This window comes from Psychroserpens luteolus, assembly GCF_021032705.1.
GTDB lineage: Bacteria > Bacteroidota > Bacteroidia > Flavobacteriales > Flavobacteriaceae > Psychroserpens > Psychroserpens luteolus.
This window is the reverse complement of record NZ_JAHVXI010000003.1, coordinates 390,715-414,186: the sequence shown is the minus strand read 5'-3', so window position 1 is coordinate 414,186 and position 23,472 is coordinate 390,715. Positions and strand designations below refer to the sequence as shown.

24 protein-coding genes are annotated in these 23,472 nt (G+C 33.7%); 14 read left to right on the top strand and 10 right to left on the bottom strand.

Annotated features, from left to right (window positions below; translation table 11 throughout):
* Positions 1–40: 40 nt before the first annotated feature.
* On the bottom strand, positions 41–595 hold the full coding sequence (locus tag KWG70_RS10795) for a thioredoxin family protein (RefSeq protein ID WP_230936034.1): 555 nt from the start codon (positions 593–595) through the stop codon (positions 41–43).
* 36 nt (positions 596–631) lie between these two features.
* Between KWG70_RS10795 and KWG70_RS10790 the strand changes: the two genes are divergently transcribed.
* The 3 genes from KWG70_RS10790 to KWG70_RS10780 are packed head-to-tail and all read left to right on the top strand — an operon-like array spanning position 632 to position 2,910.
* Entirely contained in the window at positions 632–967 is a 336-nt protein-coding gene (locus KWG70_RS10790) for a tRNA-binding protein (protein WP_230936033.1), read from the top strand.
* A gap of 3 nt (positions 968–970) precedes the next feature.
* Positions 971–1,882, top strand: coding sequence for a bile acid:sodium symporter family protein (locus tag KWG70_RS10785; protein ID WP_230936032.1), 912 nt, complete (start codon positions 971–973; stop codon positions 1,880–1,882).
* A complete protein-coding gene (locus tag KWG70_RS10780) occupies positions 1,879–2,910 on the top strand; it encodes a 1-acyl-sn-glycerol-3-phosphate acyltransferase (RefSeq protein WP_230936031.1) in 1,032 nt (343 codons plus the stop codon). Before KWG70_RS10785 ends, KWG70_RS10780 begins: the two co-directional genes overlap by 4 nt.
* On the opposite strand, the gene KWG70_RS10775 is transcribed toward KWG70_RS10780, so the two are convergent.
* From KWG70_RS10775 to KWG70_RS10765, 3 genes are all read right to left on the bottom strand, one after another.
* Positions 2,905–5,403 (bottom strand): M14 family metallopeptidase, encoded by a 2,499-nt coding sequence (locus KWG70_RS10775; RefSeq protein WP_230936030.1) that lies wholly within the window; start codon positions 5,401–5,403, stop codon positions 2,905–2,907. The genes KWG70_RS10780 and KWG70_RS10775 overlap by 6 nt on opposite strands.
* Positions 5,404–5,486: 83 nt before the next feature.
* Entirely contained in the window at positions 5,487–5,894 is a 408-nt protein-coding gene (locus KWG70_RS10770; RefSeq protein ID WP_230936029.1) for a PUR family DNA/RNA-binding protein, read from the bottom strand.
* 72 nt (positions 5,895–5,966) lie between these two features.
* Entirely contained in the window at positions 5,967–7,721 is a 1,755-nt protein-coding gene (locus tag KWG70_RS10765; RefSeq protein WP_230936028.1) for an ABC transporter ATP-binding protein, read from the bottom strand.
* Between the two features lie 130 nt (positions 7,722–7,851).
* Here KWG70_RS10765 and KWG70_RS10760 point away from each other — a divergent pair, with 130 nt between their 5' ends.
* The 4 genes from KWG70_RS10760 to yajC all read left to right on the top strand — a co-directional run bounded on the left by KWG70_RS10760 (position 7,852) and on the right by yajC (position 10,924).
* Entirely contained in the window at positions 7,852–8,955 is a 1,104-nt protein-coding gene (locus tag KWG70_RS10760; RefSeq protein ID WP_230936027.1) for a Glu/Leu/Phe/Val family dehydrogenase, read from the top strand.
* 137 nt (positions 8,956–9,092) lie between these two features.
* Positions 9,093–10,004, top strand: coding sequence for a transcription antitermination factor NusB (gene nusB, locus KWG70_RS10755; protein WP_230936026.1), 912 nt, complete (start codon positions 9,093–9,095; stop codon positions 10,002–10,004).
* 125 nt (positions 10,005–10,129) lie between these two features.
* On the top strand, positions 10,130–10,630 hold the full coding sequence (locus KWG70_RS10750; protein ID WP_230936025.1) for a DUF1573 domain-containing protein: 501 nt from the start codon (positions 10,130–10,132) through the stop codon (positions 10,628–10,630).
* Between the two features lie 3 nt (positions 10,631–10,633).
* A complete protein-coding gene (gene yajC / locus KWG70_RS10745) occupies positions 10,634–10,924 on the top strand; it encodes a preprotein translocase subunit YajC (RefSeq protein ID WP_230936024.1) in 291 nt (96 codons plus the stop codon).
* Between the two features lie 61 nt (positions 10,925–10,985).
* Here yajC and KWG70_RS10740 read toward each other — a convergent pair whose 3' ends face one another.
* Genes KWG70_RS10740 through pepT form a run of 4 tightly spaced genes read right to left on the bottom strand, consistent with a single transcriptional unit; the run spans position 10,986 to position 14,648 of the window.
* Complete coding sequence (locus KWG70_RS10740) at positions 10,986–11,585, bottom strand: YdeI/OmpD-associated family protein (protein WP_230936023.1); 600 nt, start codon at positions 11,583–11,585, stop codon at positions 10,986–10,988.
* A 5-nt stretch (positions 11,586–11,590) separates the two neighbouring features.
* Positions 11,591–11,947, bottom strand: a complete 357-nt coding sequence (locus KWG70_RS10735) for a nuclear transport factor 2 family protein (protein WP_230936022.1) — start codon at positions 11,945–11,947, stop codon at positions 11,591–11,593.
* Between the two features lie 33 nt (positions 11,948–11,980).
* Positions 11,981–13,405: an amidohydrolase family protein gene (locus KWG70_RS10730; protein WP_230936021.1), complete on the bottom strand. Its 1,425-nt coding sequence runs from the start codon at positions 13,403–13,405 to the stop codon at positions 11,981–11,983.
* A gap of 1 nt (position 13,406) precedes the next feature.
* Positions 13,407–14,648, bottom strand: a complete 1,242-nt coding sequence (gene pepT, locus KWG70_RS10725) for a peptidase T (protein WP_230936020.1) — start codon at positions 14,646–14,648, stop codon at positions 13,407–13,409.
* Between the two features lie 124 nt (positions 14,649–14,772).
* Here pepT and KWG70_RS10720 point away from each other — a divergent pair, with 124 nt between their 5' ends.
* Positions 14,773–15,810, top strand: coding sequence for a quinone-dependent dihydroorotate dehydrogenase (locus KWG70_RS10720; protein ID WP_230936019.1), 1,038 nt, complete (start codon positions 14,773–14,775; stop codon positions 15,808–15,810).
* 38 nt (positions 15,811–15,848) lie between these two features.
* Here KWG70_RS10720 and KWG70_RS10715 read toward each other — a convergent pair whose 3' ends face one another.
* Positions 15,849–17,600 (bottom strand): T9SS type A sorting domain-containing protein, encoded by a 1,752-nt coding sequence (locus tag KWG70_RS10715; protein ID WP_230936018.1) that lies wholly within the window; start codon positions 17,598–17,600, stop codon positions 15,849–15,851.
* An 85-nt stretch (positions 17,601–17,685) separates the two neighbouring features.
* On the bottom strand, positions 17,686–18,630 hold the full coding sequence (locus KWG70_RS10710) for a T9SS type A sorting domain-containing protein (protein ID WP_230936017.1): 945 nt from the start codon (positions 18,628–18,630) through the stop codon (positions 17,686–17,688).
* A 90-nt stretch (positions 18,631–18,720) separates the two neighbouring features.
* Between KWG70_RS10710 and KWG70_RS10705 the strand changes: the two genes are divergently transcribed.
* The 6 genes from KWG70_RS10705 to KWG70_RS10680 all read left to right on the top strand — a co-directional run bounded on the left by KWG70_RS10705 (position 18,721) and on the right by KWG70_RS10680 (position 23,284).
* Positions 18,721–19,347 (top strand): LysE family translocator, encoded by a 627-nt coding sequence (locus KWG70_RS10705; protein ID WP_230936069.1) that lies wholly within the window; start codon positions 18,721–18,723, stop codon positions 19,345–19,347.
* Positions 19,348–19,385: 38 nt separating this feature from the next.
* The gene (locus tag KWG70_RS10700) at positions 19,386–20,249 is read left to right on the top strand and encodes a hydroxymethylglutaryl-CoA lyase (protein ID WP_230936016.1); all 864 of its coding nucleotides are present in this window, start codon (positions 19,386–19,388) and stop codon (positions 20,247–20,249) included.
* 175 nt (positions 20,250–20,424) lie between these two features.
* Complete coding sequence (locus tag KWG70_RS10695) at positions 20,425–21,609, top strand: hypothetical protein (RefSeq protein WP_230936015.1); 1,185 nt, start codon at positions 20,425–20,427, stop codon at positions 21,607–21,609.
* Positions 21,610–21,718: 109 nt separating this feature from the next.
* Positions 21,719–22,246, top strand: coding sequence for an FMN-binding protein (locus KWG70_RS10690; RefSeq protein ID WP_230936014.1), 528 nt, complete (start codon positions 21,719–21,721; stop codon positions 22,244–22,246).
* Entirely contained in the window at positions 22,246–22,749 is a 504-nt protein-coding gene (locus KWG70_RS10685; protein ID WP_230936013.1) for a hypothetical protein, read from the top strand. Before KWG70_RS10690 ends, KWG70_RS10685 begins: the two co-directional genes overlap by 1 nt.
* Positions 22,750–22,780: 31 nt before the next feature.
* Positions 22,781–23,284: a ferritin gene (locus KWG70_RS10680; RefSeq protein ID WP_230936012.1), complete on the top strand. Its 504-nt coding sequence runs from the start codon at positions 22,781–22,783 to the stop codon at positions 23,282–23,284.
* Positions 23,285–23,472: the final 188 nt, after the last annotated feature.

Here is a 23,472-nt window from a genome sequence, read left to right as displayed (position 1 = left end):
TTTTTAGTTTTTCTTTAACGTAAGATTGGCAAAAGGCAGTCTATTTCCACTTGATATTACAGCCGATACTTGGTTTTTGTACTTCGGAAATGGGACGATTTTCAAGTAAGAGATCTAATGTGTTTCTCAAATCCTTTCCAGTTACTGGTTTTCCATTACCAGGTCTTGAATCATCAAGCTGACCTCTATAGACTAGTTTCAGATTATTGTTGAAAACATAAAAATCTGGAGTACAAGCCGCATCATAAGCTTTGGCAACTTGTTGAGTTTGATCGTATAGATATGGAAAGATGAAGTCATGTTCAATAGCATTCTGAGTCATCAAATGTGGTGCATCTTCTGGATAGTTATCAACGTCGTTGCTTGATATAGCTATGCAGTTTATGCCTTTTGAAATGTAATCTTTTGCCAGTTTTGATAATTCTTCATTAACGTGCTTTACAAATGGACAATGGTTACAAATAAACATGATAATTGTGCCATTAAGTCCTTTAGCTTTTTCTAAAGTGACTAATGTGTTATCAACTGTATTTACCAATTCAAAATTTGGCGCTATTGTACCTAAAGGCAACATGTTTGAAGGTGTTAATGCCATAATGCAAATGTTAAGATTAATTTGTATGTTTAAGGAATGGATAATATAATAACTTTCGAAGACTTTACAAAGGTAGATTTGCGCATTGGAACCATTGTCGAAGTGAATGATTTTCCTGAAGCTCGTCATCCAGCATATCAACTTAAGATCGATTTTGGAGATTTGGGAGTTAAGACGTCTTCGGCCCAAATAACTACACGTTATGAAAAGGAGGATCTATTACATAAACAAATTGTTGCTGTAGTGAATTTTCCGAAAAAGCAAATCGCAAAATTTATGAGCGAATGTCTGGTACTTGGTGCTGTAGATGGAAAGGATGTGATACTTTTAAATCCGCAAATTAAAGTAAAAAACGGATCAACAGTGTCATAATATATGGAGCAATTAGATAACGTAAAAATTAACTTTGATAGTAACGGACTTTGGGTATTGAACATTGCATTGGCGATTGTCATGTTTGGTGTGGCTTTAGGAATTTCAATACATGATTTTAAGTCTTTATTTAAACAACCTAAACTAGTATTGGTTGGTGTTTTAGCGCAATTTATACTACTGCCTTTACTTACTTTTTTAGTTATCATACTTATTAAACCGCAACCGAGTATAGCACTTGGAATGATTATGGTTGCGGCATGCCCTGGCGGAAATATTTCCAACTTCATGACCCATTTGGCCAATGGAAATACGGCTTTATCTGTTAGTTTGACAGCTTTTGGAACCTTATTGGCAATGATAATTACGCCTATAAACTTTCAGTTATATGGAAACTTATATGAACCTACAGCACAGCTACTCAAAAGTGTAGAATTACAACCTTTTGAACTTGTGAAACTAGTCCTGTTGATTTTAGGTATTCCATTGTTAATAGGGATGTTTGTAAGACATAAGAACAAAACCATAGCTGATAAACTTTCTAAACTTTTGAAGCCAATTTCTATTGTTGTATTTGTAAGTATAGTTGTCATTGCCTTTTCGAAAAATATGGATGTGTTCAATACTTATATTCATCATGTGTTATTTATTGGAATTGCTCATAATTTTCTAGCTATATTACTTGGGTTCTTTACAGCTAGAGTGTTTAAGTTGTCTTTTCAGGATCAAAAAACATTAGCCATTGAAACTGGTATTCAAAATTCTGGTTTAGGATTGTTACTCATTTTTACATTCTTTGATGGATTGGGAGGAATGGCTATAATGGCTGCTTTTTGGGGTATTTGGCATATCATCTCAGGATTGGCAATTTCATTTTTTTGGAGTTATAAACCTTCTAAAGTTGTTAAAGCATGAAGCAATTATGGTTATATAGTATGAGAGCATATTTGCGTCTAGGCCTCTTTTTTTATTTTAAGAAAATAGAAGTGAAGTATGCTGATCGTATCCCAAAAAATGAGGCTATTTTGTTTTTAGGAAATCATCAAAATGCGTTGTTAGATGCTTTACTTATTGCCACCAAGAATGGTCGATTCTCATATTTTTTAACACGAGCAAGTGTGTTTAGTAAACCAATTGTGAGTGTGATACTAAAAAGCTTATTGATGCTTCCTGTGTATCGTATTAGAGACGGTTGGTCTAATTTGACGAAGAACAACTCAGTGTTTTCCAAGAGCTCTAAATTGCTAAGTAATAAGCATGCTATTGTTATTTTTCCAGAGGGTAGTCATAATCTAAAACGAACTGTTCGACCTTTAAGTAAAGGGTTTACACGTATTATTTTTGAAACACTAGAGCAGTATCCTAATACCAAAATTCATTTAGTTCCTGTTGGATTAAATTTTCAGAATGCCACTCAATTTGCAGATTCTACCTTGATTAACTTCGGAAATATCACAGTAATCGATTCTGATATTATTACAGAAAAAAACAAAAATGTTTTAGAACTCAAGTCCACTGTTTTTGAACAATTAAGCCAGCTTACTACGCATATTCCTAGTGAAAATTACGCGACAACACTAAAAACGCTTGAAGATTTAAATGTAGACTTTACTAAGCCAGAGGATGTCAATAGATGTATTGAAAGTGATTTTAAAACTTGTATAAAGGTTGAAACTGTAAAACCAAATCTAATACAACTTTTATCTAAGATATTATTGATTATTAGTCTCTTTATACCATATATAATCTGGAAAAAGGTAGCTCAGCCAAAAATTACTGAAATAGAGTTCACTTCTACGTTCCGGTTTGCTATCGCCATATCCTTAGTACCAATTTTTGTTCTTGTCGTTATGTTGATACTATCTTTAGTATTTCAGTTTCAAATAGCGCTATTATATGTAATCATTGTAATTGTTCTGGCCTTGCTTTCAGTTAAGTTATAATTCTTCTCTAAAGAATATAGCATTCATCATAAGTTTATTTGTGCCATACCAAAATGCTCTAAAATTAGTATTGTCTGTAAACACAACAACATTACCACCACCTAATCGATTGACTTTAAACGGAACGGTCAATGACAAACTATCTAAGTTAGGTTTTGAGATATAACCACTTAATAAAGGTGTTTTAGTGTATCTTATCGGATTGTTATAACTCTGCTTATCAGCTTTCATGAACATAGTGTTATTTCTAAATAAGGCTATTCTATCATTTTTATAGCCAAAATTTATAGGATGAGAGCGATCTTGTTCAGCTTCAAAAATTGCACCTCCAACAACCTGAGCACCATTAAAATTACCGCGTTGTTCAAAAGAAATATCTGTAGCTTGGCGTTCCATCTTTTTAAAATCCAATTTGATAAATTCATTTCGCTTTAACCAGTTTAATGCACTTCGGTATCCAATGAGTGTGCCTCCGTTTTGAACCCATTCCTTTAATTGTTTAGTAGCACTCACCGAACCACTTGGTAAAATGATTGTATTATATCTACTAAGGTTCACACGACTTAATGATCTTGTATCGAGTTTGGTCAAGCGCATGTCGTAACGTTGATCAAATAAATGCCATATTTCACCAGCATCATAACTACGAATACCATCACCAACAATGATGGCTACTTTAGGTTGTGTTAATGCTCTAAATTGATTACTTCCCAAGTCAATACCTTCAGTTAATCCAGTATTTACAGCATCAATATTGATATGGCAATCTGTAGCAACTTTTTGAAGGAAACTGTAGAGTTGATCGGCAGATTTCTTTTGATTTTGAATAGGAATCAATATGGTTCCGTAGTCATAGGTTTTTCCATTCATTGAAAATTGCTTCATACCTACTTTAGCACGTAGCCCACTTTCTAAAATTTTGTTTAAAGCCTTTGGTGAATAATATTCATGCCATTCCATGAGATAAGCGTAATTGCTTTTTGCTGAAACAACTCCAGAACGCATGTTAAGTTCTTTTACTTGAGCTCCGGCGTTTGAAGTAGAAACCCCTTCAGCATAATCCAATCCAAATGCGAGTGGAAATGTCCAAGCAGAAACATCGTAAAACAAGCTATCTTGAAATTTGGTGCGTTTTTCAAACATTGCGTTGATCAAACGCGTATTTTTTTGATTCTTTGGAATGATATAGGCATAGCCTTTTTTAAAACGCTTACCATTGGTCGTGAAATCACTCTTTATCTCATGAAAACCAATACTGTGACGTTTTAATATTTCGGCGAGATGATAGGTTTTAGCTGCATCCTTTTCGTCTCCAAAAACAATTCCTTTTCCATTTTCTTTAGACGCTTCTTTTCTTGCATTCTTATAAAAATCGTGCTGGTATTGAAGGATTTCTTGTCTCATATTTTTTCCCGCTTCGAGTGTAGATAATGCAGCAGTTAATTGATTTCTGATTGTAAAAGGAAAGGTTAGTATACCGTTTGCGCTTTCTTGGATATGCCCACGAGAACTGGCTTGCTCAAATAAGATTCCAATACCTCCATTTATATCTGGGAAGGTAGATCCTTTTCCATAGTAAAAATCGTCAAAGCTTTCTTCGGTGTAATACAGTGATCCTATTTTATCAAACGCTTTGGCGTGATAATTACCTATACTCTTTGTTAGCTCTTGGTTTAATTTAGGTGTCAAAGGGTGTGTACGCGATGGAATTCCGGGTTGGAAAAAGAAACTGGCATTGGTTCCCATTTCATGATGATCGGTCAGAATATTTGGTAACCATTTATGAAAGCTCGCTATTCGCGCACGAGATTCTGGCAACTGAACAGGTAGCCAGTCTCGATTCATATCAAACCAGTAGTGATTGGTTCGTCCACCAGGCCACACTTCGCGATATTCTCTATCGTTTGGATCTGGATTTAAGTTGTTACTTTTATTCGTATTTGCCCAATAAGCAAAACGTTGCAGTCCATCAGGATTCAACGAAGGATCAAATAAAATAACGGCATTATCCAATAGATCTTTAACATCATTACTTTGGGCAGCAGCTAAATGGTAAGCTGCCAGCATTGAGGCATTAGAACCACTGGCTTCATTACCATGAATTGAAAAGCCTTGATAAATAACAATTGGCATGTTATTGGTGTCTACGGTATTGTTTTCGGTAGATGCTATATGCGTTTGTCTAATCGTTTCAAGGTTGTTGTGATTTGTAGGTGATGTTATTGTTAGTAGAAGTAGTGGTCGACCTTCAAATGTTGTTCCTCTGTCTTCAATACTAATTCTATCAGACGCTGCTGCTAGTGCGCGCATATACTGTACCAACTTATCATGTGTAATATGCCATTCTCCAACTTGGTGACCTATAACAGATTCTGGTGTTGGAATACTTTGGTTGTATGATGTGTTTTGCGGAAGGTAATATGATAGATCAGGTTTAGATTGTGCATTAAGCTGAAAGCAGCTTAATACGAGTAGGAGGATAGTTAGTCTCATATTATGGTTTAGATTAGATTATAAAAATAAAAAAACCGCTAGTCTTAGAATAGCGGTTTAGTATAATTTAACAAAAATGGGATTTAGATGTCTTCAAAATTGATGTCTGTAAACTTTTCAGCAGATTCTGAATCTGAAGTAGATTCTTCATCTTTAGCTATGTCATCATTAGTATTTGATGAATAGTCTTCTTTCTTAAAATCTTTTTGATGACGTTCACTAATCACTTCATCTCCCTTTTCCGCGATTATGTAATCGGTCATTTCTCTTAAAATCTCATTGAATTCAGAAAAATCTTCTTTATACAAATAGATTTTGTGTTTTTTGTAGTGAAACGATCCGTCGTCGTTAGTAAATTTTTTACTTTCTGTGATGGTAAGGTAATAATCTCCAGCTTTAGTTGCTCGAACATCAAAAAAGTAGGTTCTTCTTCCTGCTCGCAATACTTTTGAAAATATTTCCTCTTTTTCCATCATTCCGTGATCACTCATAGCTATTTTTTTTATTTTTTTGTTTGATTGTGCATCAAAAATCTAAAAAAAAAGGTTAGTAAACAACAAAAATTATAATTCTTTTGTACTGAGTTGTTTTAAGTAAAGCTCTTTGTAGTAACCATCTGTGTTTACTAATGATTCGTGAGTTCCATCTTGAATGATTTTACCATCTTCTAATACAATAATCTTATCTGCATCCTTAGCAGATGACACACGATGACTTACGATTATAGTTGTTTTTCCTTGGGAAATTTCACGAAGACTGGTTAGTATTTTTTCTTCAGTTTCAGTATCGACAGCCGATAGACAATCATCAAATAACATGATCTCTGGGGTTTTGATAATAGCTCTCGCAATAGAGATACGTTGCTTTTGTCCACCAGATAAGGTAATACCCCGTTCACCTAATTTTGTTTGATAACCGTCGTTAAAGTTTAATATATTTTTGTGCACATCGGCATATTTAGCAGCAGTGACTATTTCTTGTTCAGTGGCATCTTCATTCCCAAATTTAATATTGTTTTCAATGGTATCAGAAAATAAAAAGGCATCCTGTGGAACATATCCAATATGATCGCGCAAACTTTTTAAATGAATTTGATCTATTGGTGTGCCATCTATAGAAATTTGACCTTCTTGAGTGTCATAAAGCCTTCCAATTAAATCTAGAATTGTTGATTTTCCAGAGCCTGTTTTGCCAAGTATAGCTAAAGTTTCTCCTTTTTTGAGAGAGAAACTCACTTCATCAAGTGCTTTAATGTTAGTATCTGGGTAGATGTAGGTTACCTTATCGAAATCGATAACTCCATTAATTTCAGATGGCGTGTCATTATTGTTTTTGATTTCGGGTTCTTGCTTTAAAAACTCATTGATACGCTTTTGAGAGGCTTCTGCTTGCTGCACTAAGTTAGTTACCCAACCTACAGTAGCAACAGGCCATGTTAACATATTTACATAGATCAAAAACTCTGCAATAGTTCCAATTTCTTCAATTTCTCCATTAATGTATTGCATACCACCAATATAGGCGACTAGAATATTACTCACACCAATGAGTAATATCATAGAAGGAAAAAATAAGGCTTGTACTTTGGTAAGATCAATTTGCTTCTGTTTACTCTCTTCTGAGAGTTTATTGAACTCATCAAAATTATCTTTTTCTATACCATAGGATTTGATTACCGAAATTCCGCTAAATGATTCTTGCGTATACGTAGATAAATGTGATAAATATTCTTGAACAATACGACTACGTTTATTAATAACTCTGCTCAACTTGTAAATAATAAACGACAAAATTGGAAGAGGCAATACCGTATAAAGCGTCAATTTAGGAGCAACACTTAGCATATAGATTAATGCAACAATGAACAGCGTAATAGTATTGATAGTATACATGATAGCCGGTCCGCAATACATACGAACTTTTCCAACATCTTCACTAATTCGATTCATCAAATCACCAGTTCTATTAGCCTTATAAAAATTTAATGATAGATTTTGGTATTGTTTATAGATCTCATTCTTTAAATCATATTCAATATATCGTGACACATTAATGATGGTTTGACGCATTAAAAATGTAAATATTCCAGTGATAATAGCAGCACCAATGATATATAGAATATTTAAAGCCAGTTGTTCTCTAAAAACAACTTCTGAAATCTCTTCTTTATTTGCTTTAGAAATAACGGTAATCGCCTTACCTATAAATCTAGGCATAAACAATGCAAATATTTTTGCGCCAATTGTTATTAGAATACCTAATAGGAGTCGGCTTCTATACTTGTAGAAATACTTATTAATATGTTTTAGTTCTTTCATTTACTATTTTGAGGCTTGATTTTTAGCAATTTGACATTTTAACGTATTAATTTTTGCTAATACTCCAATATTGAGTTATTTTTGCACGCTATTTTATGTATAATGTAAAATAGACTTAATCTAAATTCAAATGACATCAGACCTTATCAGTTCTAAGGAACTTTCAAAAATAGATCCAGTTTTTGGGCAATTATCTTTTGATAATCATGAACAAATCGTGTTTTGCAACGACAAAGATACTGGATTAAAAGCAATAATTGGTATACACAATACAGTTTTGGGACCTGCATTAGGAGGAACAAGAATGTGGACTTATAATAATGAATGGGAAGCTCTTAATGATGTACTAAGATTGTCTCGAGGTATGACGTTTAAATCGGCAATAACTGGACTTAATCTAGGAGGAGGTAAGGCAGTCATTATTGGAGATGCAAAAACACAAAAGACACCAGAATTAATGCGGAAATTTGGTGAATTTGTACATTCTTTGAGTGGACGATATATTACTGCTGAAGATGTTGGAATGACTACAGCTGATATGGATACAGTTAGAGAAGTGACGCCTTATGTTACAGGTATTTCTGAAAGTAAAGGAGGTGCTGGAAACCCTTCACCTATCACAGCTTATGGTGTCTTTATGGGAATGAAAGCTGCTGCTAAATTTAAATATGGAAGTGATATACTTGAAGATAAGTCTGTATTTGTTCAAGGGATTGGTCATGTTGGAGAATCATTGGTTGAACATTTAACAAACGAAGGTGCTAATGTTACAATTGCTGATATTAATCAAGAGCGTTTAGAAGAGGTTAGTTCAAAATATAATGTTGCCATTTATAAGGGAAATGATATTTATAGTGAATCTATGGATATTTATGCACCTTGTGCTCTTGGAGCAACAATTAATGATGATACGATTAATAAACTACGTGCTGATATTATTGCAGGAGCAGCAAATAATCAATTAGCAGACGAGTCAAAACATGGAAGAATGCTTCAAGACAGAGGTATTCTATATGCGCCAGATTTCTTAATTAATGCTGGTGGTATTATTAATGTTTATGCAGAATTAGAAAATTACGGAAAACAGGAAATTATTCGTAAAACAGAAAATATCTATAATACGACTTTAGAAATTTTTGAAGGAGCGAAACAAAATAACGTGACTACAAATGTTTCTGCATTAAAGATTGCAAAAGAACGTATAGAAACAAGAAAAAAAGAACAGGGAAAATAACCTAAATCCCCATTTAAATATTTTTATACCTTTAAAATAATAGTATTTTTGCAAAGCGAAAGACAGTAATCTTTCGCTTTGTTAATTATTAGCTCTTTGGAAACATGTTAAATAGACGTCACATTCGTATCAAGGTTATGCAAACGCTTTACGCTTCAAAAGGAAGTGAGAGTGATAATATCAAAACCTATGAAAATTTTCTGCTTAAAAGTCTAGATAGTATGTATGACCTGTTTTTGGCCCAATTAGCATTATTGGCTGAAGTGCATAAAAAGTCTAAGGACAGATTAGAGAAATCACAAAAAAAGTTTTTAGCTACACAAGAAGAGAAGAATCCTAATGCTAAGTTTGTCAATAATGAAGTGTTAGAGTTGCTCAATTCTAATGAAGCGTTACAAGCGCATTTAGAAGATCAAAAAGAAAATCCTTGGTATTTAGATTTTGAATATATCGATGTCATTTTTAAAGCCATTTTAGAAAGCGATATTTATAAAGATTATATGTCTACAAAGACGTCTACTTTTAAAGAGGATAAAAATTTTGTTATTGATATATTTACCGAAATCATTGCACCTAACGATAAATTGTATGATTACTTTGAAGATAAACGAATTACATGGCTAGATGATTTGCCAGTTGTAAATACCTCCATTCTAAAATTGTTTAAGAAAGTTAAAGTGTCTTCCGAAGGGAAATTCTTTACACCTAAATTATTCAAGGATTTGGAAGACAGAGATTTTGGTGTTGATTTACTTAAGAAAACAATATTGAATCAAGGAACTTTTAGTGATGAAATAGCATTAAAAACAAAAAATTGGGATGCAGAGCGTATCACTCAAATAGACACTCTTTTAATGCAAATGGCTATTTGTGAGTTTCAAAAATTTCCATCAATACCAATAAAAGTAACTATTAATGAGTATTTGGAAATTGCTAAAGAATATTCAACACCAAAGAGTAGTAACTTTATTAATGGTATTTTAGATAAAATCATAAAAGAATACACAGCTGAAGGAAAATTAAATAAAATAGGAAGAGGTTTACTCTAAGTTTCTAGGTTTTATAGGCTATAGACTGTTAATGTTTTCTTTGAAAATGCACTAAAAATTTTAATTAGATGAAATAATTAGTACATTTGGCTTCTCGAATCAACAATAATTTAAAAATCATAGCAATGAAAAAAGCAATTTTAGCGTTAAGCGCATTATGTTTAGTGGCTTTCACATCTTGTAAAGAAGATGCAACAGCAAAGATTAATTCTGACAATGTAGCATCGGCTGCAGAGAGAGATGCAAAATCTCAAGATTATCCAGTAATATCTTTTGACGAAACTGAACATGACTTTGGTACAATCGTAAATGGTACTGCAGTTGAAACAAAATTTAAATACACTAACACAGGAAAAACACCTTTAGTTGTTAGTAATATTAAGAGTACTTGTGGATGTACTGTACCTTCAGATTGGAACAGAGATCCTTTAGCTCCAGGAGAGTCTGCTGAGTTTACTGTAAAATTCAACGGAAAAGGAACTAACCAAGTACAAAAATCTATTACGTTAACTACAAATACTGAAAAAGGTTCTGAAGTAGTTAAAATTAAAGCTTTTGTACAACCAGATCCAAATGCTGCAAACAAAAAAGCTGGTTCAGCTGCAATTAAACCTGTAGGAAAATAATTTATGGGATCAATTGGAGATTTTCTACCTTTTATTTTAATGTTTGCTGTGGTGTATTTCTTTATGATCGCACCGCAAATGAAAAGAGCAAAACAAGAAAAAGCGTTTGCCGCAGCATTAAAAAGAGGTGATAAAGTTGTAACTAAGAGTGGAATGCACGGTAAAATAGTTGATATCAATGATAAAGACAATAGCTGTGTAATTGAAACACTAGCTGGAAAAATAAAATTTGAACGTTCTGCAATTTCTATGGAAATAAGTAGAAAGTTAAATGCTCCAGCGACAACAAAATAGAATATAATAATATTCATAAAAAACTCCGAAAGTTACTTTCGGAGTTTTTTTTGCACTGTATTTAGCAGTTTTTATACTTGTCATGAAGTCCAACACCCTGAATGATCATTGGCATTATTTTTTCTAGCCGAGATTGTTTAGTGGCTTCTCTTTTGGCTTCAACTATATACTCACAATATTCACGTTGCTTTCCAGGAGTTAATGCTTTAAAGCTAGTATCGAATTCAGAATTTCCTTTTAGAGCCTCTTGTAATTCTGGAGGAATAATGACTTCCTTCGCTTTACGAACAGGTTTTATTTCTCTACCTAAGCGTTGATTTTCAATGGCTTCTTTGACGTAGGTCAATACTGCATCTTTATTAATGTCTGACTTAGAATCAAAACGCATTTGCCGTAAAGCTTTGGTTTTATTCTCCTGAGCATTGATGAGTAAGTCATGCTCGTCTTTTAAAAATACACCTTGATGAAACCACAAACAGAAGTGGTTTTTAAAGGCGCCAATGCCTAAAACATTCTTTCCGTTTAGACAATAGGTAGGCATGCTCCATTTTACTGTTTCTTCAAGTTCTGTGGAATTGATAATGCGTCGCAATATAGAAAGTTCTTCTGCGTAATGGGGATTTTCCTCTATGTACTCTTCTACAGAATATATTTTTTTCATAATATTTAATTTTTATAAGATCTTTCCTCTCGAATATCTCCAATATGGTAATACGCAAATACTTTATCTATAAGGTTGTTTTTAAAATAATACCATTCACTTACGTCTAAAGAAAAGTCATTTCCTTGTTTAGCCGTATAGCGCACGCAAGCACTATCTACCATATAAATAACATCATGTATGTCGAACACATAGCCTAAAAATTTATCCTTGTTCTCGTGCACCAAATTAATGTATACTTGTTTCCCTTTTACAATCCCAAAAGGACTAGTGTGCTCAAAGCTATCCGTAATTGGCAAGTTTTGAAAATCACCAGTATTCCATTTCTCAAACCAGATATTTACTAATTGTGCTGTGTTCATATCAAATCAAGATACAATAATTTGATCAATTGATTAATTCAAGCCAACCTGTCCTTTGACAGATTCAAAAAGTTTTTTAGAATCGAAACCAACACCATTTTTGAATACAGTTTCCATGTTTCTAATGTTTTTGATGTTGTCATTTAAATTACCATTTATTAAAATGAAATCTGCAGTTTTTCCTTTTTCTATGGTTCCTGTATTTTTATTAATGTTTAAAAAGACAGCGCCATTCAGCGTACATATTTTTATGGCTTCTTCAACTGTGAAACCAGCTTCTACCAATATCTCCACAGTACGTTGATTGGCATAACCAGCAACAGTTCGTCCAGCTCCAGTTGGATCTGTTCCAGCAACTAAAAAACCACCTTTGTCATAAAAGCGTTTGACCCAAGTTAGATTCTTATTAAAAAGTGCAATGCTATTTGCATCTCGCCCTTGACTACGTTCATAATTGGCTTTTAAACGCTCTTGTATTTGAGGAATTAAAGCATCTAAACCTCCGCCAGGAACAATTTCTCTATCTGTATAAGGCTCAAATACATTGGGAGTAGTGGTAATTACTGTCTTGTTTTTAATTAGTAAATCGATGAGCTCATTAATTGCTTTTCCGTTTACATCTTGACTTGCCAGACCCTGTCTCGCGCTATATGGATCACATAAATCTTCGACTTTATCTGTTGAAAAATCACTAGATGCCATAAAACCATGTTCAAGGTTATCTATGCCAATTTCTGAGGCTTCGGCATAAGTAAGGGAACATAAATGCCCAGTGACTTTAAGTCCGCGTTTATGAGCTTCCGTAACGCAAATTTCTAAATCCTCTTTAGTAATATTATTATAAACTTTAAATGAGGTCACTCCTTTATCTGCCCAGTAATTGACCAAAAAGGCGACTTCTTCAGCGTTATTAATAAAACCTAACTCTGGAACTTTAGGGCCTTCGCGTTCAATGAAAGGTCCAGTAACAAACATATTTGGACCTGTCATTTTTCCTTCATTAATCCATTTCATAACGTTTAAATCGGTTTGTGGTTGAATACTTCCACCAGTTCTCATAGTTGTAACACCACCAGCCAAATAGAGGCGAGGGAAGGTAAAGGTCATTTGTCCCACACTAAACCAATTTTCAAATGGCTTCGTATAAAACATATGTTCGTGTAGCATTATTAAGCCTGGAATAATAGTTTTATTGCTCCCATCTATTGTTTTAATTCCTCCAAATAACTCTATATTATTTGAATTACCAATAGCTTCTATTTTATTGTTGTTGATAATTATAGTTTGATTGGTTTTGGTTGCATTTCCAGTACCATCAATAATAGTAACATTGGTGATTGCATAGCTTGAATCATCAACAGTAATAAATCGTTGTACTTGAGATGAAAATTCCTGTGAATTTAGTTTGTTAACTATTAGTAATAAGGCTATAGCTAAAATGGACTTGATATGTATCATACTACTGATTTTTTAATGCTGTTAGCTCTACAATCTTACAAATTACTTCGGTAGCCTTTATCATACTTTCTACAGGAACGTATTCATAACGACCATGGAAATTATGACCACCAGCAAAGATATTAGGGCAAGGCAATCCCATATAGCTCAATTGTGAACCATCAGTACCACCTCTAATGGGCTTGATCAATGGTTCAATACCAAGCTGTTTCATCGCTTCTTCGGCAATATCTACAATATGCATTACAGGGACAACCTTTTCTTTCATATTAAAATATTGATCTTTAATATCTATGGTTATGACTTCTCGTCCATATTGTGAGTTGATATCATTGGTAAGTTTTACCATAACTTCTTTACGAGCTTCAAAATGGTCTTTATCGTGATCACGTATGATGTATTGCAATGTGGTTTCCTCAACTTTACCTTCGATATGATGCAAATGAAAAAAGCCTTGATAGCCTTCAGTATGTTCTGGTGTTTCCATTCGAGGTAAAGAGTTGATAAACTCAGTTGCGATGTACATCGAGTTTATCATTTTTCCTTTAGCATAACCAGGATGAACAATTTTACCTTTAATGGTCACTTCTGCTCCAGCAGCATTAAAGTTCTCATACTCTAATTCACCAATCTGACTACCATCCATGGTATAGGCCCAATCGGCTCCAAATTTCTCAACATCAAATTTATGTGCGCCACGACCAATTTCTTCATCTGGTGTAAACCCAACTTTAATATCTCCATGCTTAATTTCCGGGTGGTTGATAAGGTATTCCATAGCCGAAACTATTTCGGTAATTCCAGCTTTATCATCGGCACCTAAAAGTGTCGTTCCGTCTGTAACAATCAATGTTTGACCTTTGTACAATAATAAATCTTCAAAATAATCTGGAGATAGAATAATATTCTGATCGTCATTAAGCGTAATAGCTTTACCGTCATAATTTTCTATAACACGAGGTTTTACATTTGCGCCTGTAAAATCTGGAGATGTGTCAAAATGAGAGATAAATCCAATAGTTGGAACGTCATGATCAACATTACTAGGTAAAGTTGCCATGATGTAGGCGTTAGTATCAATGCTAACATCTTTCATTCCAATAGCTTTTAGCTCTTCAACTAATGCATTTGCCAAGTCCCACTGTTTTTCTGTACTTGGAGTTGTATCACTTTTTGGGTCAGATTCGGTATCTACAGTAACATAACTAATAAAACGTTTTGTAATGTCTTCTTTGGTAATCATAACGCTTAATTTCTTTTCTTTTACAAGTTTACATTGTGATTAAATATCGTTGAATAATTAATCAAGCGAAAGTTAGCGATTATATTCAAAATCTGTAGTATTTTTGCACTAGAAAAGATTTCCTATGTATAAGCTTCTGCTAAGACCACTATTATTTTCTTTTGACCCAGAAAAAGTTCACTATTTTACATTTTCATTAATTCGGAATTTTTCAAAAATCCCAGGTATGAGTGCTTTATTTAGAAGCCTATATGTGGTTAATGATTCTACTTTAGAGCGTGAATTATTTGGACTAACATTTAAAAACCCTGTTGGTTTAGCTGCTGGTTTTGATAAGAATGCTGTATTGTATAATGAGCTGGCTAACTTTGGCTTTGGTTTTATTGAAATAGGAACAGTTACACCAAGAGGGCAAGTGGGTAACCCTAAAAAACGACTTTTTCGATTAAAAGACGACAAGGGAATTATCAATAGAATGGGCTTCAATAATGAAGGATTGGAAGCTGCTATTACACAATTAAAGAAGAATAAAGGTAGGCTTATTATTGGCGGGAACATTGGTAAGAATACAGATACCAAACCTGAAGATTATACCAAGGATTACCTCGAATGTTTTAATGGATTGCATCCTTATGTTGATTACTTCGTTCTTAATGTGAGTTGTCCAAATGTAGGAAGCCATGCCAAGCTAAATGATAAAGATTACCTTTTAGAGCTCATTTCCGAAGTACAAAAAGCGAATGCCAACTTTGAAAAACAAAAACCAATTTTATTAAAGATTGCTCCAGATTTAAATAATAATCAACTCGATGAAATTGTAGAATTGGTAAATGAAACCAATTTGGATGGCGTAATCTCAAGTAATACATCAACAGATAGAACAGATTTAAAGGCTACTAAAGAGCAACTTGCAGAAATTGGAAATGGCGGATTGAGCGGTCAACCTATAAAATCAAAATCAACCAGAGTTATAAAATATTTGGCAGATAAAAGCAATAAATCGTTTCCAATAATTGGAGTGGGAGGTATTCATTCTGCTGAAGATGCGCTAGAAAAGATAGCCGCTGGAGCAGATCTAGTGCAAGTTTATACTGGCTTTATTTACGAAGGCCCTAAGCTGATAAAAAAGATCAATAAAGCACTTATAAAAAAAGCGAATTGAAACCAATCAATTCGCTTTTTTTAAAGTGAGACCATCCGTTAATTCTTAATAAACGGAATTGTATTTGAATTTGTTCCTTTAGATACTTTTAAATAATATACACCTTCACTAAAGCTTTCAGTAGGAATACTTAAATCAGCAACTTGAGAAATAGTTTTAGTTGTGATTGTTTGACCTAATACATTATAAATCGTATAAGCATCAGGTAAATCATTAGTATTTGCCAATTTAATATTTAAAATAGCCTTAGTCGGATTAGGATATACCGACATGGTATTATTATTAAAATAGTCGTCAACACTTAAAGCGTTGTTTGACATATAAGTGATCTCTCCAAAACCGTAAGCACCACCAGTTACAATTGTACTACCTTCGAGTGTAGTTAAGGTATATGATCCAGCACCAGAGGCGCAACAAATACCATCGCCATAACCATCAATCATTTCAAATGTATAGCATTCATTTGCTGTTACAACAAAGTTTTCGGTAAACGTTTGAAAGTCATCAACGCCTTCAGTATAGGTCGGACTCGAATATAATATAGTTCCACTGCTATCTTTTAAATTCCATGACGTTTCAGCAGGCCAATCATCGGTCACTAATGTTAACACGATTTCTGTTGTTGCAATGTCTTCACCACCAACCTCTATATATTCTTGATACACTTTAGTTAATGAGCTCGATCCGTTAGATATGGTAAGTCTAACATCATAAGCACCAGAACTCGTATAGGTATGAGAAGGATTTTGTGTTGTATAATCGATGATGTCATCACCATCTACATCCCATTCCCAAGAGGTAGCACCAACACTATTATCTGTAAAATCAACATCTAATGAGTTACTACAATCTCTAGTAAAATTAGAAGTTATGTCCACATTAAAACTCGGACACGCCATTGCTGAACGTGATGCTTGATAAATTCCATAAATTCTCGCGTACTGTTGTGGTGAAAATTCATCACGACACTCTTTACGAGAGTAAGACATAATATTTCTTGGTGCTGGAGCAAACGTATCACCATTCGCATCTGTATCATTTCCAGTATAATCGCAAAACGCAGATACATTGCTGTAACCTAATTGTGGATCGGCTGGTGTATCACAAATGAAGTCACCATCTGTATCACAGTTAGACCCATCTACTAATTCTGTAGTTTGAGTACTGTTACTTGGTCCGTGAGTATGTGATAGTGCAAAGAAATGTCCCATTTCATGTGGAAGTGTACTACCATTCATAGCACAATTATTATTCATGAGAATAACTTCTGGTCCGCCAGGGAAATAAGCATAACCACAAAGACCGCTACCAGATGAGCTATTAACCACTGTATTGGCAAAATAGATATTGATCACATTATTGACATTATTGGCAGCTGTTAATGCAGCTTCCTCATTTGTTTCGTAATCAAAATAGGTTGAATCATCTATATAGTTGATACCATCACATAAGAAGAATTCTAATAATGCATTAGCATAAAAAGCATTCATGTTTGCAATAGCATCATTTAGCTGTGAAGCTGTAAGTCCGCCTGTTCCATCAGTATTTCTAATAATATGTGCTTTGATAGGAACAGAGCTAATTGCAGTTGAAGATCGTCTTAATGCAAGGTTTTGAAAATATGCTTCCTCATACTGTTTCACCTGAGGTAATATCTTTTTAAAATAAGACTCAGATTCTGGTGTAAACACAGTACCGCATTCTTCAACATGTTGAGCAACGGCATTGGTAATTGAACAAAAAATCGTTAAAAGTAAAAGTAACTTTTTAATTGGGACTCCTTTTTTCATAACAAAATAGTAGGTTAAATATTGGCGTAAACATATCGAAAAATCGATTAAATACCAAATTTATAGACGAAATGCTCAATATTTGTTAATTGATTACTACCTTTTTTGTGGATTCAGAACCATCTTTAAGAACTAATCTAACCAAATATATACCATTGTTTAATTCATTTAGATCCATACGTACTTGGTTATCGGCGTTTTTGTTTTCTATTTTTGACACTTGCTTTCCTAATACATCGTAAACCCAAGCTTCTTTTAACGGATTTGCATTTGTTGTGTTAATATTAAATATACCGTCATTAGATGGGTTAGGATAGATAACAGCTTTATCGATATCGGCCTCATCTACACTTAATACCTGATTTAAGCTAATGGTCATCGTACCAATAGGTTTATCATTAAAAGGTCCTTGATTTATTAATACTGAAACAGGCTGAAAACTTGGTACTGTTGGTTGATCAGCAGCCGTATATGTTGCACCACTATCTGTACCAGCATCATAGGGGAATAACTCTATGATAATTTCATTTCGCCAAGTATTTCCATCTCTTAGGTTAACGCCATTAATAGCGATCATCCAATCTGGACTAGGCGCAATCATAGACACTAAGCTTAATAACGGATAATCAGAACTCACAACAACATTACTGAGTGTCGCAGAACTAATGGCTGCAAACGGAGAAAAGCTTTGCTGCAACCATTGATTGGCATCTCCAGTACTATTAACCTCAGACATTAAAGCTCCATTGGAACCAAATTCGGCAACATTTTTAACACCAACAGATGCTAATGTACCCATTTCAACCAGTGTATAGTTACTATTGTGGGTTGCACCTACAAGATCAGACCAATGTGCATTTCCTGGGATAGTCATCGTACTATTTCCTTTAACAGGATCTACGGTTTCGGTTTCCCAATTACTACTAAACGTAATGTTATAGCTCGCTGTAGATTGTGCAAAAGCTGCTGTAGTAAAGAGTAGTAAAGTAATTGAGCATAAAGATTTTAAAGTAAAAGTAATTTTTTTCATAGTGGAATAGTTTTTTAAGGTATTTAAGTCGTAAACCTATAGGCCTTACTTACATCAATTTTTAATTATTTTTATAAAAAATTTAACAGACTGAATTACGACCTGCTCATATCATTTGCCTTAGCCACTTCTGCCTTAGCCATATCGCCTGGACCAGATAACATTTATGTCTTGATGCAAAGTATTGTAAACGGTAAAAAATTTGGGTTGGCCACCGTTGCAGGATTAATCTCAGGATGCTTAGTCCACACCACGTTAGTTGCTTTTGGTGTATCGGCACTCATCAAAGAAAATGACACCTTGTTCTTCATTATAAAATTATTAGGCGCTATGTACTTACTATATCTAGCGTTTAAGGTTTATAAGTCTAGTGACAAATTGAGTTTAGGTTCAGAACATATTCCGAAGAAAAACTTAGGACAATTATTTAAACAAGGCTTCATTATGAATGTACTCAATCCAAAAGTGTCTATTTTCTTTTTAGCGTTTTTTCCTGGATTTCTGTTTAGTGATACGATGAGTACTGTGACTCAATTTTATGTATTGGGATTACTTTTTATGTTCGTATCAACGATTATATTTTCAGGAATTGCAGTTTTGGCAGGTATCATTTCAAAATATATCAAACAACATGAACGTGTTGGAGTTTATCTTAAATGGTTACAAATCATTGTCTTTGTTGGTATTGCAGTTATCATTTTTACTTCGGAAAAATAACGACTTCAAAATCATCATAATTACTATCTTTGAACTAGATGAGCAAAGCCGTTAAAATAATTGAGTGTCCTCGTGATGCCATGCAAGGTATTAAGGACTTTATTCCTACTGAAAAGAAAGTACAATATATCCAATCGCTATTACGCGTCGGTTTTGATACGATAGATTTTGGAAGTTTTGTGTCTCCAAAAGCGATTCCGCAAATGGTGGATACCGCTGAGGTTTTAGCTCAATTAGATTTAAGTGAAACCCTAAGTAAACTTCTTGCGATTATTGCAAATACAAGAGGAGCTACAGATGCTTGTAAGCATCCAGAAATTGATTATTTGGGCTATCCGTTTTCTATATCCGAAAACTTTCAGATGCGTAATACGCATAAAACAATAGCACAATCTGTAGTGACGCTTTCCGAAATTTTAGAAATGGCTAATAAGCACAACAAAGAAGTGGTTGTTTATATTTCTATGGGATTTGGAAACCCATATGGTGATCCATGGGATGTGGATATCGTAGGAGAGTGGACAGAACGGTTGAGTAAAATGGGAGTGAAGATACTATCATTGAGTGATACAATTGGAAGTTCTAATCCTGAAAGTATTGATTATTTGTTCTCTAATTTAATTCCGAAATATCCAGATATTGAATTTGGCGCACATTTACATACCACACCTACAACATGGTTTGAAAAAATAGATGCAGCCTATAAAGCAGGATGTAGGCGCTTTGATGGTGCCATCCAAGGTTTTGGAGGTTGCCCAATGGCTAAAGATGAGCTTACAGGTAATATGCCAACAGAGAAGGTGTTGTCTTACTTCACATCTAAAAAGAATAACAATCTCAATGCGATGAGTTTTGAGAGTGCATATAATGAAGCGACAAAAATCTTTACGACTTATCACTGATTTGTCACCTAATATCATTTTTATTCTATTCTAATTATCACGTTTTCAATGCGTTGTTTTTTTAACTTTATTTTTATTTAAAATTAATCTAAATAAACTTTGCGTAAGTAATTTTCTATTCTATTTTTGCACTCAGAAATCAATAACTATTTATATTAAGTCTAAATAAAAACAAATGAATAAGCTTCTTACTTTTCTTATAATTTTAATCAGTGCAACAGCCATAGCTCAAGTAACCCCAACCTCACAAGACAGCATCACTTTTAACCCACAACAACAGTTAAATGCAGCGCAACGTATTTTATCTGGTAATTATGGAAAAGCCGTTACGGTTGGTGCTTATGGTGAAATTACTTATAACCAACCAGAAGGTAATAATGGAGAATTAGATGTACAACGCCTAGTGTTATTATTTGGTTATAGATTTAATGATAAAACACAATTTGTTACTGAAGTTGAAATGGAGCATGTGGAAGAGATTTTTGTTGAACAGGCCTTTGTAAATTATGCTGTAGGTGATAATATTAGTTTACGTGGAGGACTTATGTTGGTACCAATGGGAATTGTAAACGAATATCACGAACCTACAACTTTTAATGGTGTTGAACGTCCAGCGGTAGATAATGCCATTGTCCCAACAACTTGGAGAGAAATTGGAGTAGGTGTAACAGGCCGTTTACCTGAACAGTCATTGACTTACCAAGCTTATATTTTTAACGGATTTAAATCTACCGTAAATGATGATGGCGAAGTAACCGGATTTTTAAAAGGAAGTAACGGTTTACGTGGCGGTCGTCAAAAGGCAATTAAATCAACTGTCGATAGTCCTACGCTATCTACTAAAATTGAATATTACGGCTTGCCTGGTTTACGTTTAGGATTGTCAGGATATTTTGGAAAAACGCAAGCTGCTGATGATGTAGAAGATATTGATGGTGCTAATATTGGTGTTTCAATGGTAGGTTTTGATGCACGTTATGCCTTTAGAAGATTTGCTGCTCGTGGTCAATTTATTTATGCATCTTTAAGTGATACTGAAGCTTATAACAATTTAACTGATAGAGATTTAGGTAGTGCTTTAATGGGGTATTATGCAGAGGTATCTTATAACTTACTTCCTTTAACAAAGGCTCAGCGTTTATTTGCATTTGCGCGATTTGAAAATTATGACACACATGCTGATACCGATGGAGACCTAGTAAGAAACGATGCGTTTAATAGAACAGATATTACAACAGGTTTAAGTTACCATATAGCACCTGGAGTTGTATTAAAAGGTGATTATCAATTTAGAAGCAATGCACTAGAGAACAGTGATGTCGATAATAGATTAAATTTTGGTATCGGTGTTTGGTTCTAATAAAAAATAAAATTTGAGTGTCTAATAGCTAATGTTGAAAGTATAATATCACATTGGCTATTTGGCATTTTAATTGTTTTAACGATTATATAATTAATACTTTTGTAACATGAATTTTAGATATATCTTCATCTTAGTTTTATCCATGTTTTTTTTGTCTTTCGGATTACCTGAAAAGATTAAAAAAAAGGTGTTCAAAGAGATCAAATCAACATACGATGTTGAAAAATTTGAATTTTCAGCATTCAAAATTTCTGACACTGTTGCAAAAGAATTGCCATCCAAGTTTGAAACTGACAACTTTTTTGAAATCAGATCTGAAAATAATAGAATTGGTTTTGCTTATGTAGCAAAAGCGCCAAGTAAAACAGCTCAGTTTGATTATCTTATTTTATTAGACAGCGATCTCATAGTAAAGAAGGCTAAAGTACTTATTTATAGAGAAGAATATGGAGGAGAAATTGGTAGCAAACGATGGTTGAGACAATTTATAGGTAAAACACCCGAAGATGAACTCAAGTATGAACAAGATATTGTTGCTATATCTGGTGCTACAATTTCTGTTCGTTCAATGACATCTGCAGTAAATGATGTATTGAGGTCATTAAAAATGCTTCAATCTAAAAATATTCTGTAATGAAGTTCAACGGGATGCTTTACACTTTTCCTAAGGAAATAAAATTGCTAATTGCATCATTTATTATTGTTTTAAGTGTAGGGTTTTACACAGGTCTATTATTTGTAGGAGAGACATCTTCGGCCAATCCAAATGGTATAGAAGAACAATATTTAGGTAACGAGGATGATGAAGATGCAACTGTGATGAAGTTCAAAAAAAATGAGCAACAAATGCTCACATTAGTGCATGGGCATATATTATCAATGTCTATTATTTTCTTTTTGGTAGGCCTTATTTTGAGTACTACAAAGCTTTCAAAAAAATTAAAAGCAATTTTAATTGTAGAGCCATTTATTTCAGTTTTGCTAACCTTTGGCGGTATTTATTTTCTATGGAAAGGTGTCTTCTGGATGAAATATATTGTAATGATTTCAGGAACTTTAATGACCTTAACTTATACCACTTCTGTACTTATAATTCTCTATCAATTAATTAAGCCGAAGAAAGTGCTTAAAACATAAATACCTATCTTCGTAAAAAATAGCTTTCAGAATGAATACAACGATAGAAAACTTATTAAATAGCCAAATCAAATATGAGGCACAAGCTTCGATGCAATATTTGGCTATGGCCTCTTGGGCAGATGCCGAAGGTTATAATGGTGTAGCAGATTTCTTTTACAGTCAATCTGAAGAAGAACGTCTGCACATGACCAAACTTATAAAGTTTGTCAATGAAAGAGGAGGTAATGTCATTATTCCTGAACTCGATAAACCTAAACCTGTATTTAGCGGGCTTAACGAACTTTTTGAAAAGTTTTTGGAAAGTGAAATGTTTGTAACAGAACAAATCAATCATGTGATTTATGAGTGTTTACAACATAAAGATTATAACGTGCATAATTTCATGCAATGGTATGTTACCGAGCAATTGGAAGAAGAAGCTATGGCTAGAACTTTATTAGATAAACTTAATATAATTGGAACTGATAAATCTGGTCATTATTTATTTGATCGTGATATCAATGCTATAGCAGCAGCTCATGAAAATGAATAGTGCTATCTGTTAATAACTTAATGAATTAAGATGCCTTTTTTGGCATCTTTTTTTTATAAATTTGCATTTATTTAGAATAAATTAAAATAATGCAAGACGAATTAACCTTAGAGAGTTCTCCAATTATTATCACTTCATGTATCATGTACTGCGAGGTCAATAAGAAGTCTAAATGCTGTAAAAAGTAT

Excerpts from the sequence above, each read along its gene's own strand:
- KWG70_RS10795 (WP_230936034.1), bottom strand. The coding sequence starts at position 595 with ATGGCATTAACACCTTCAAACATGTTGCCTTTAGGTACAATAGCGCCA.
- KWG70_RS10790 (WP_230936033.1), top strand. The coding sequence starts at position 632 with ATGGATAATATAATAACTTTCGAAGACTTTACAAAGGTAGATTTGCGC.
- KWG70_RS10785 (WP_230936032.1), top strand. The coding sequence starts at position 971 with ATGGAGCAATTAGATAACGTAAAAATTAACTTTGATAGTAACGGACTT.
- KWG70_RS10780 (WP_230936031.1), top strand. The coding sequence starts at position 1,879 with ATGAAGCAATTATGGTTATATAGTATGAGAGCATATTTGCGTCTAGGC.
- KWG70_RS10775 (WP_230936030.1), bottom strand. The coding sequence starts at position 5,403 with ATGAGACTAACTATCCTCCTACTCGTATTAAGCTGCTTTCAGCTTAAT.
- KWG70_RS10770 (WP_230936029.1), bottom strand. The coding sequence starts at position 5,894 with ATGAGTGATCACGGAATGATGGAAAAAGAGGAAATATTTTCAAAAGTA.
- KWG70_RS10765 (WP_230936028.1), bottom strand. The coding sequence starts at position 7,721 with ATGAAAGAACTAAAACATATTAATAAGTATTTCTACAAGTATAGAAGC.
- KWG70_RS10760 (WP_230936027.1), top strand. The coding sequence starts at position 7,852 with ATGACATCAGACCTTATCAGTTCTAAGGAACTTTCAAAAATAGATCCA.
- nusB (WP_230936026.1), top strand. The coding sequence starts at position 9,093 with ATGCAAACGCTTTACGCTTCAAAAGGAAGTGAGAGTGATAATATCAAA.
- KWG70_RS10750 (WP_230936025.1), top strand. The coding sequence starts at position 10,130 with ATGAAAAAAGCAATTTTAGCGTTAAGCGCATTATGTTTAGTGGCTTTC.
- yajC (WP_230936024.1), top strand. The coding sequence starts at position 10,634 with ATGGGATCAATTGGAGATTTTCTACCTTTTATTTTAATGTTTGCTGTG.
- KWG70_RS10740 (WP_230936023.1), bottom strand. The coding sequence starts at position 11,585 with ATGAAAAAAATATATTCTGTAGAAGAGTACATAGAGGAAAATCCCCAT.
- KWG70_RS10735 (WP_230936022.1), bottom strand. The coding sequence starts at position 11,947 with ATGAACACAGCACAATTAGTAAATATCTGGTTTGAGAAATGGAATACT.
- KWG70_RS10730 (WP_230936021.1), bottom strand. The coding sequence starts at position 13,405 with ATGATACATATCAAGTCCATTTTAGCTATAGCCTTATTACTAATAGTT.
- pepT (WP_230936020.1), bottom strand. The coding sequence starts at position 14,648 with ATGATTACCAAAGAAGACATTACAAAACGTTTTATTAGTTATGTTACT.
- KWG70_RS10720 (WP_230936019.1), top strand. The coding sequence starts at position 14,773 with ATGTATAAGCTTCTGCTAAGACCACTATTATTTTCTTTTGACCCAGAA.
- KWG70_RS10715 (WP_230936018.1), bottom strand. The coding sequence starts at position 17,600 with ATGAAAAAAGGAGTCCCAATTAAAAAGTTACTTTTACTTTTAACGATT.
- KWG70_RS10710 (WP_230936017.1), bottom strand. The coding sequence starts at position 18,630 with ATGAAAAAAATTACTTTTACTTTAAAATCTTTATGCTCAATTACTTTA.
- KWG70_RS10700 (WP_230936016.1), top strand. The coding sequence starts at position 19,386 with ATGAGCAAAGCCGTTAAAATAATTGAGTGTCCTCGTGATGCCATGCAA.
- KWG70_RS10695 (WP_230936015.1), top strand. The coding sequence starts at position 20,425 with ATGAATAAGCTTCTTACTTTTCTTATAATTTTAATCAGTGCAACAGCC.
- KWG70_RS10690 (WP_230936014.1), top strand. The coding sequence starts at position 21,719 with ATGAATTTTAGATATATCTTCATCTTAGTTTTATCCATGTTTTTTTTG.
- KWG70_RS10685 (WP_230936013.1), top strand. The coding sequence starts at position 22,246 with ATGAAGTTCAACGGGATGCTTTACACTTTTCCTAAGGAAATAAAATTG.
- KWG70_RS10680 (WP_230936012.1), top strand. The coding sequence starts at position 22,781 with ATGAATACAACGATAGAAAACTTATTAAATAGCCAAATCAAATATGAG.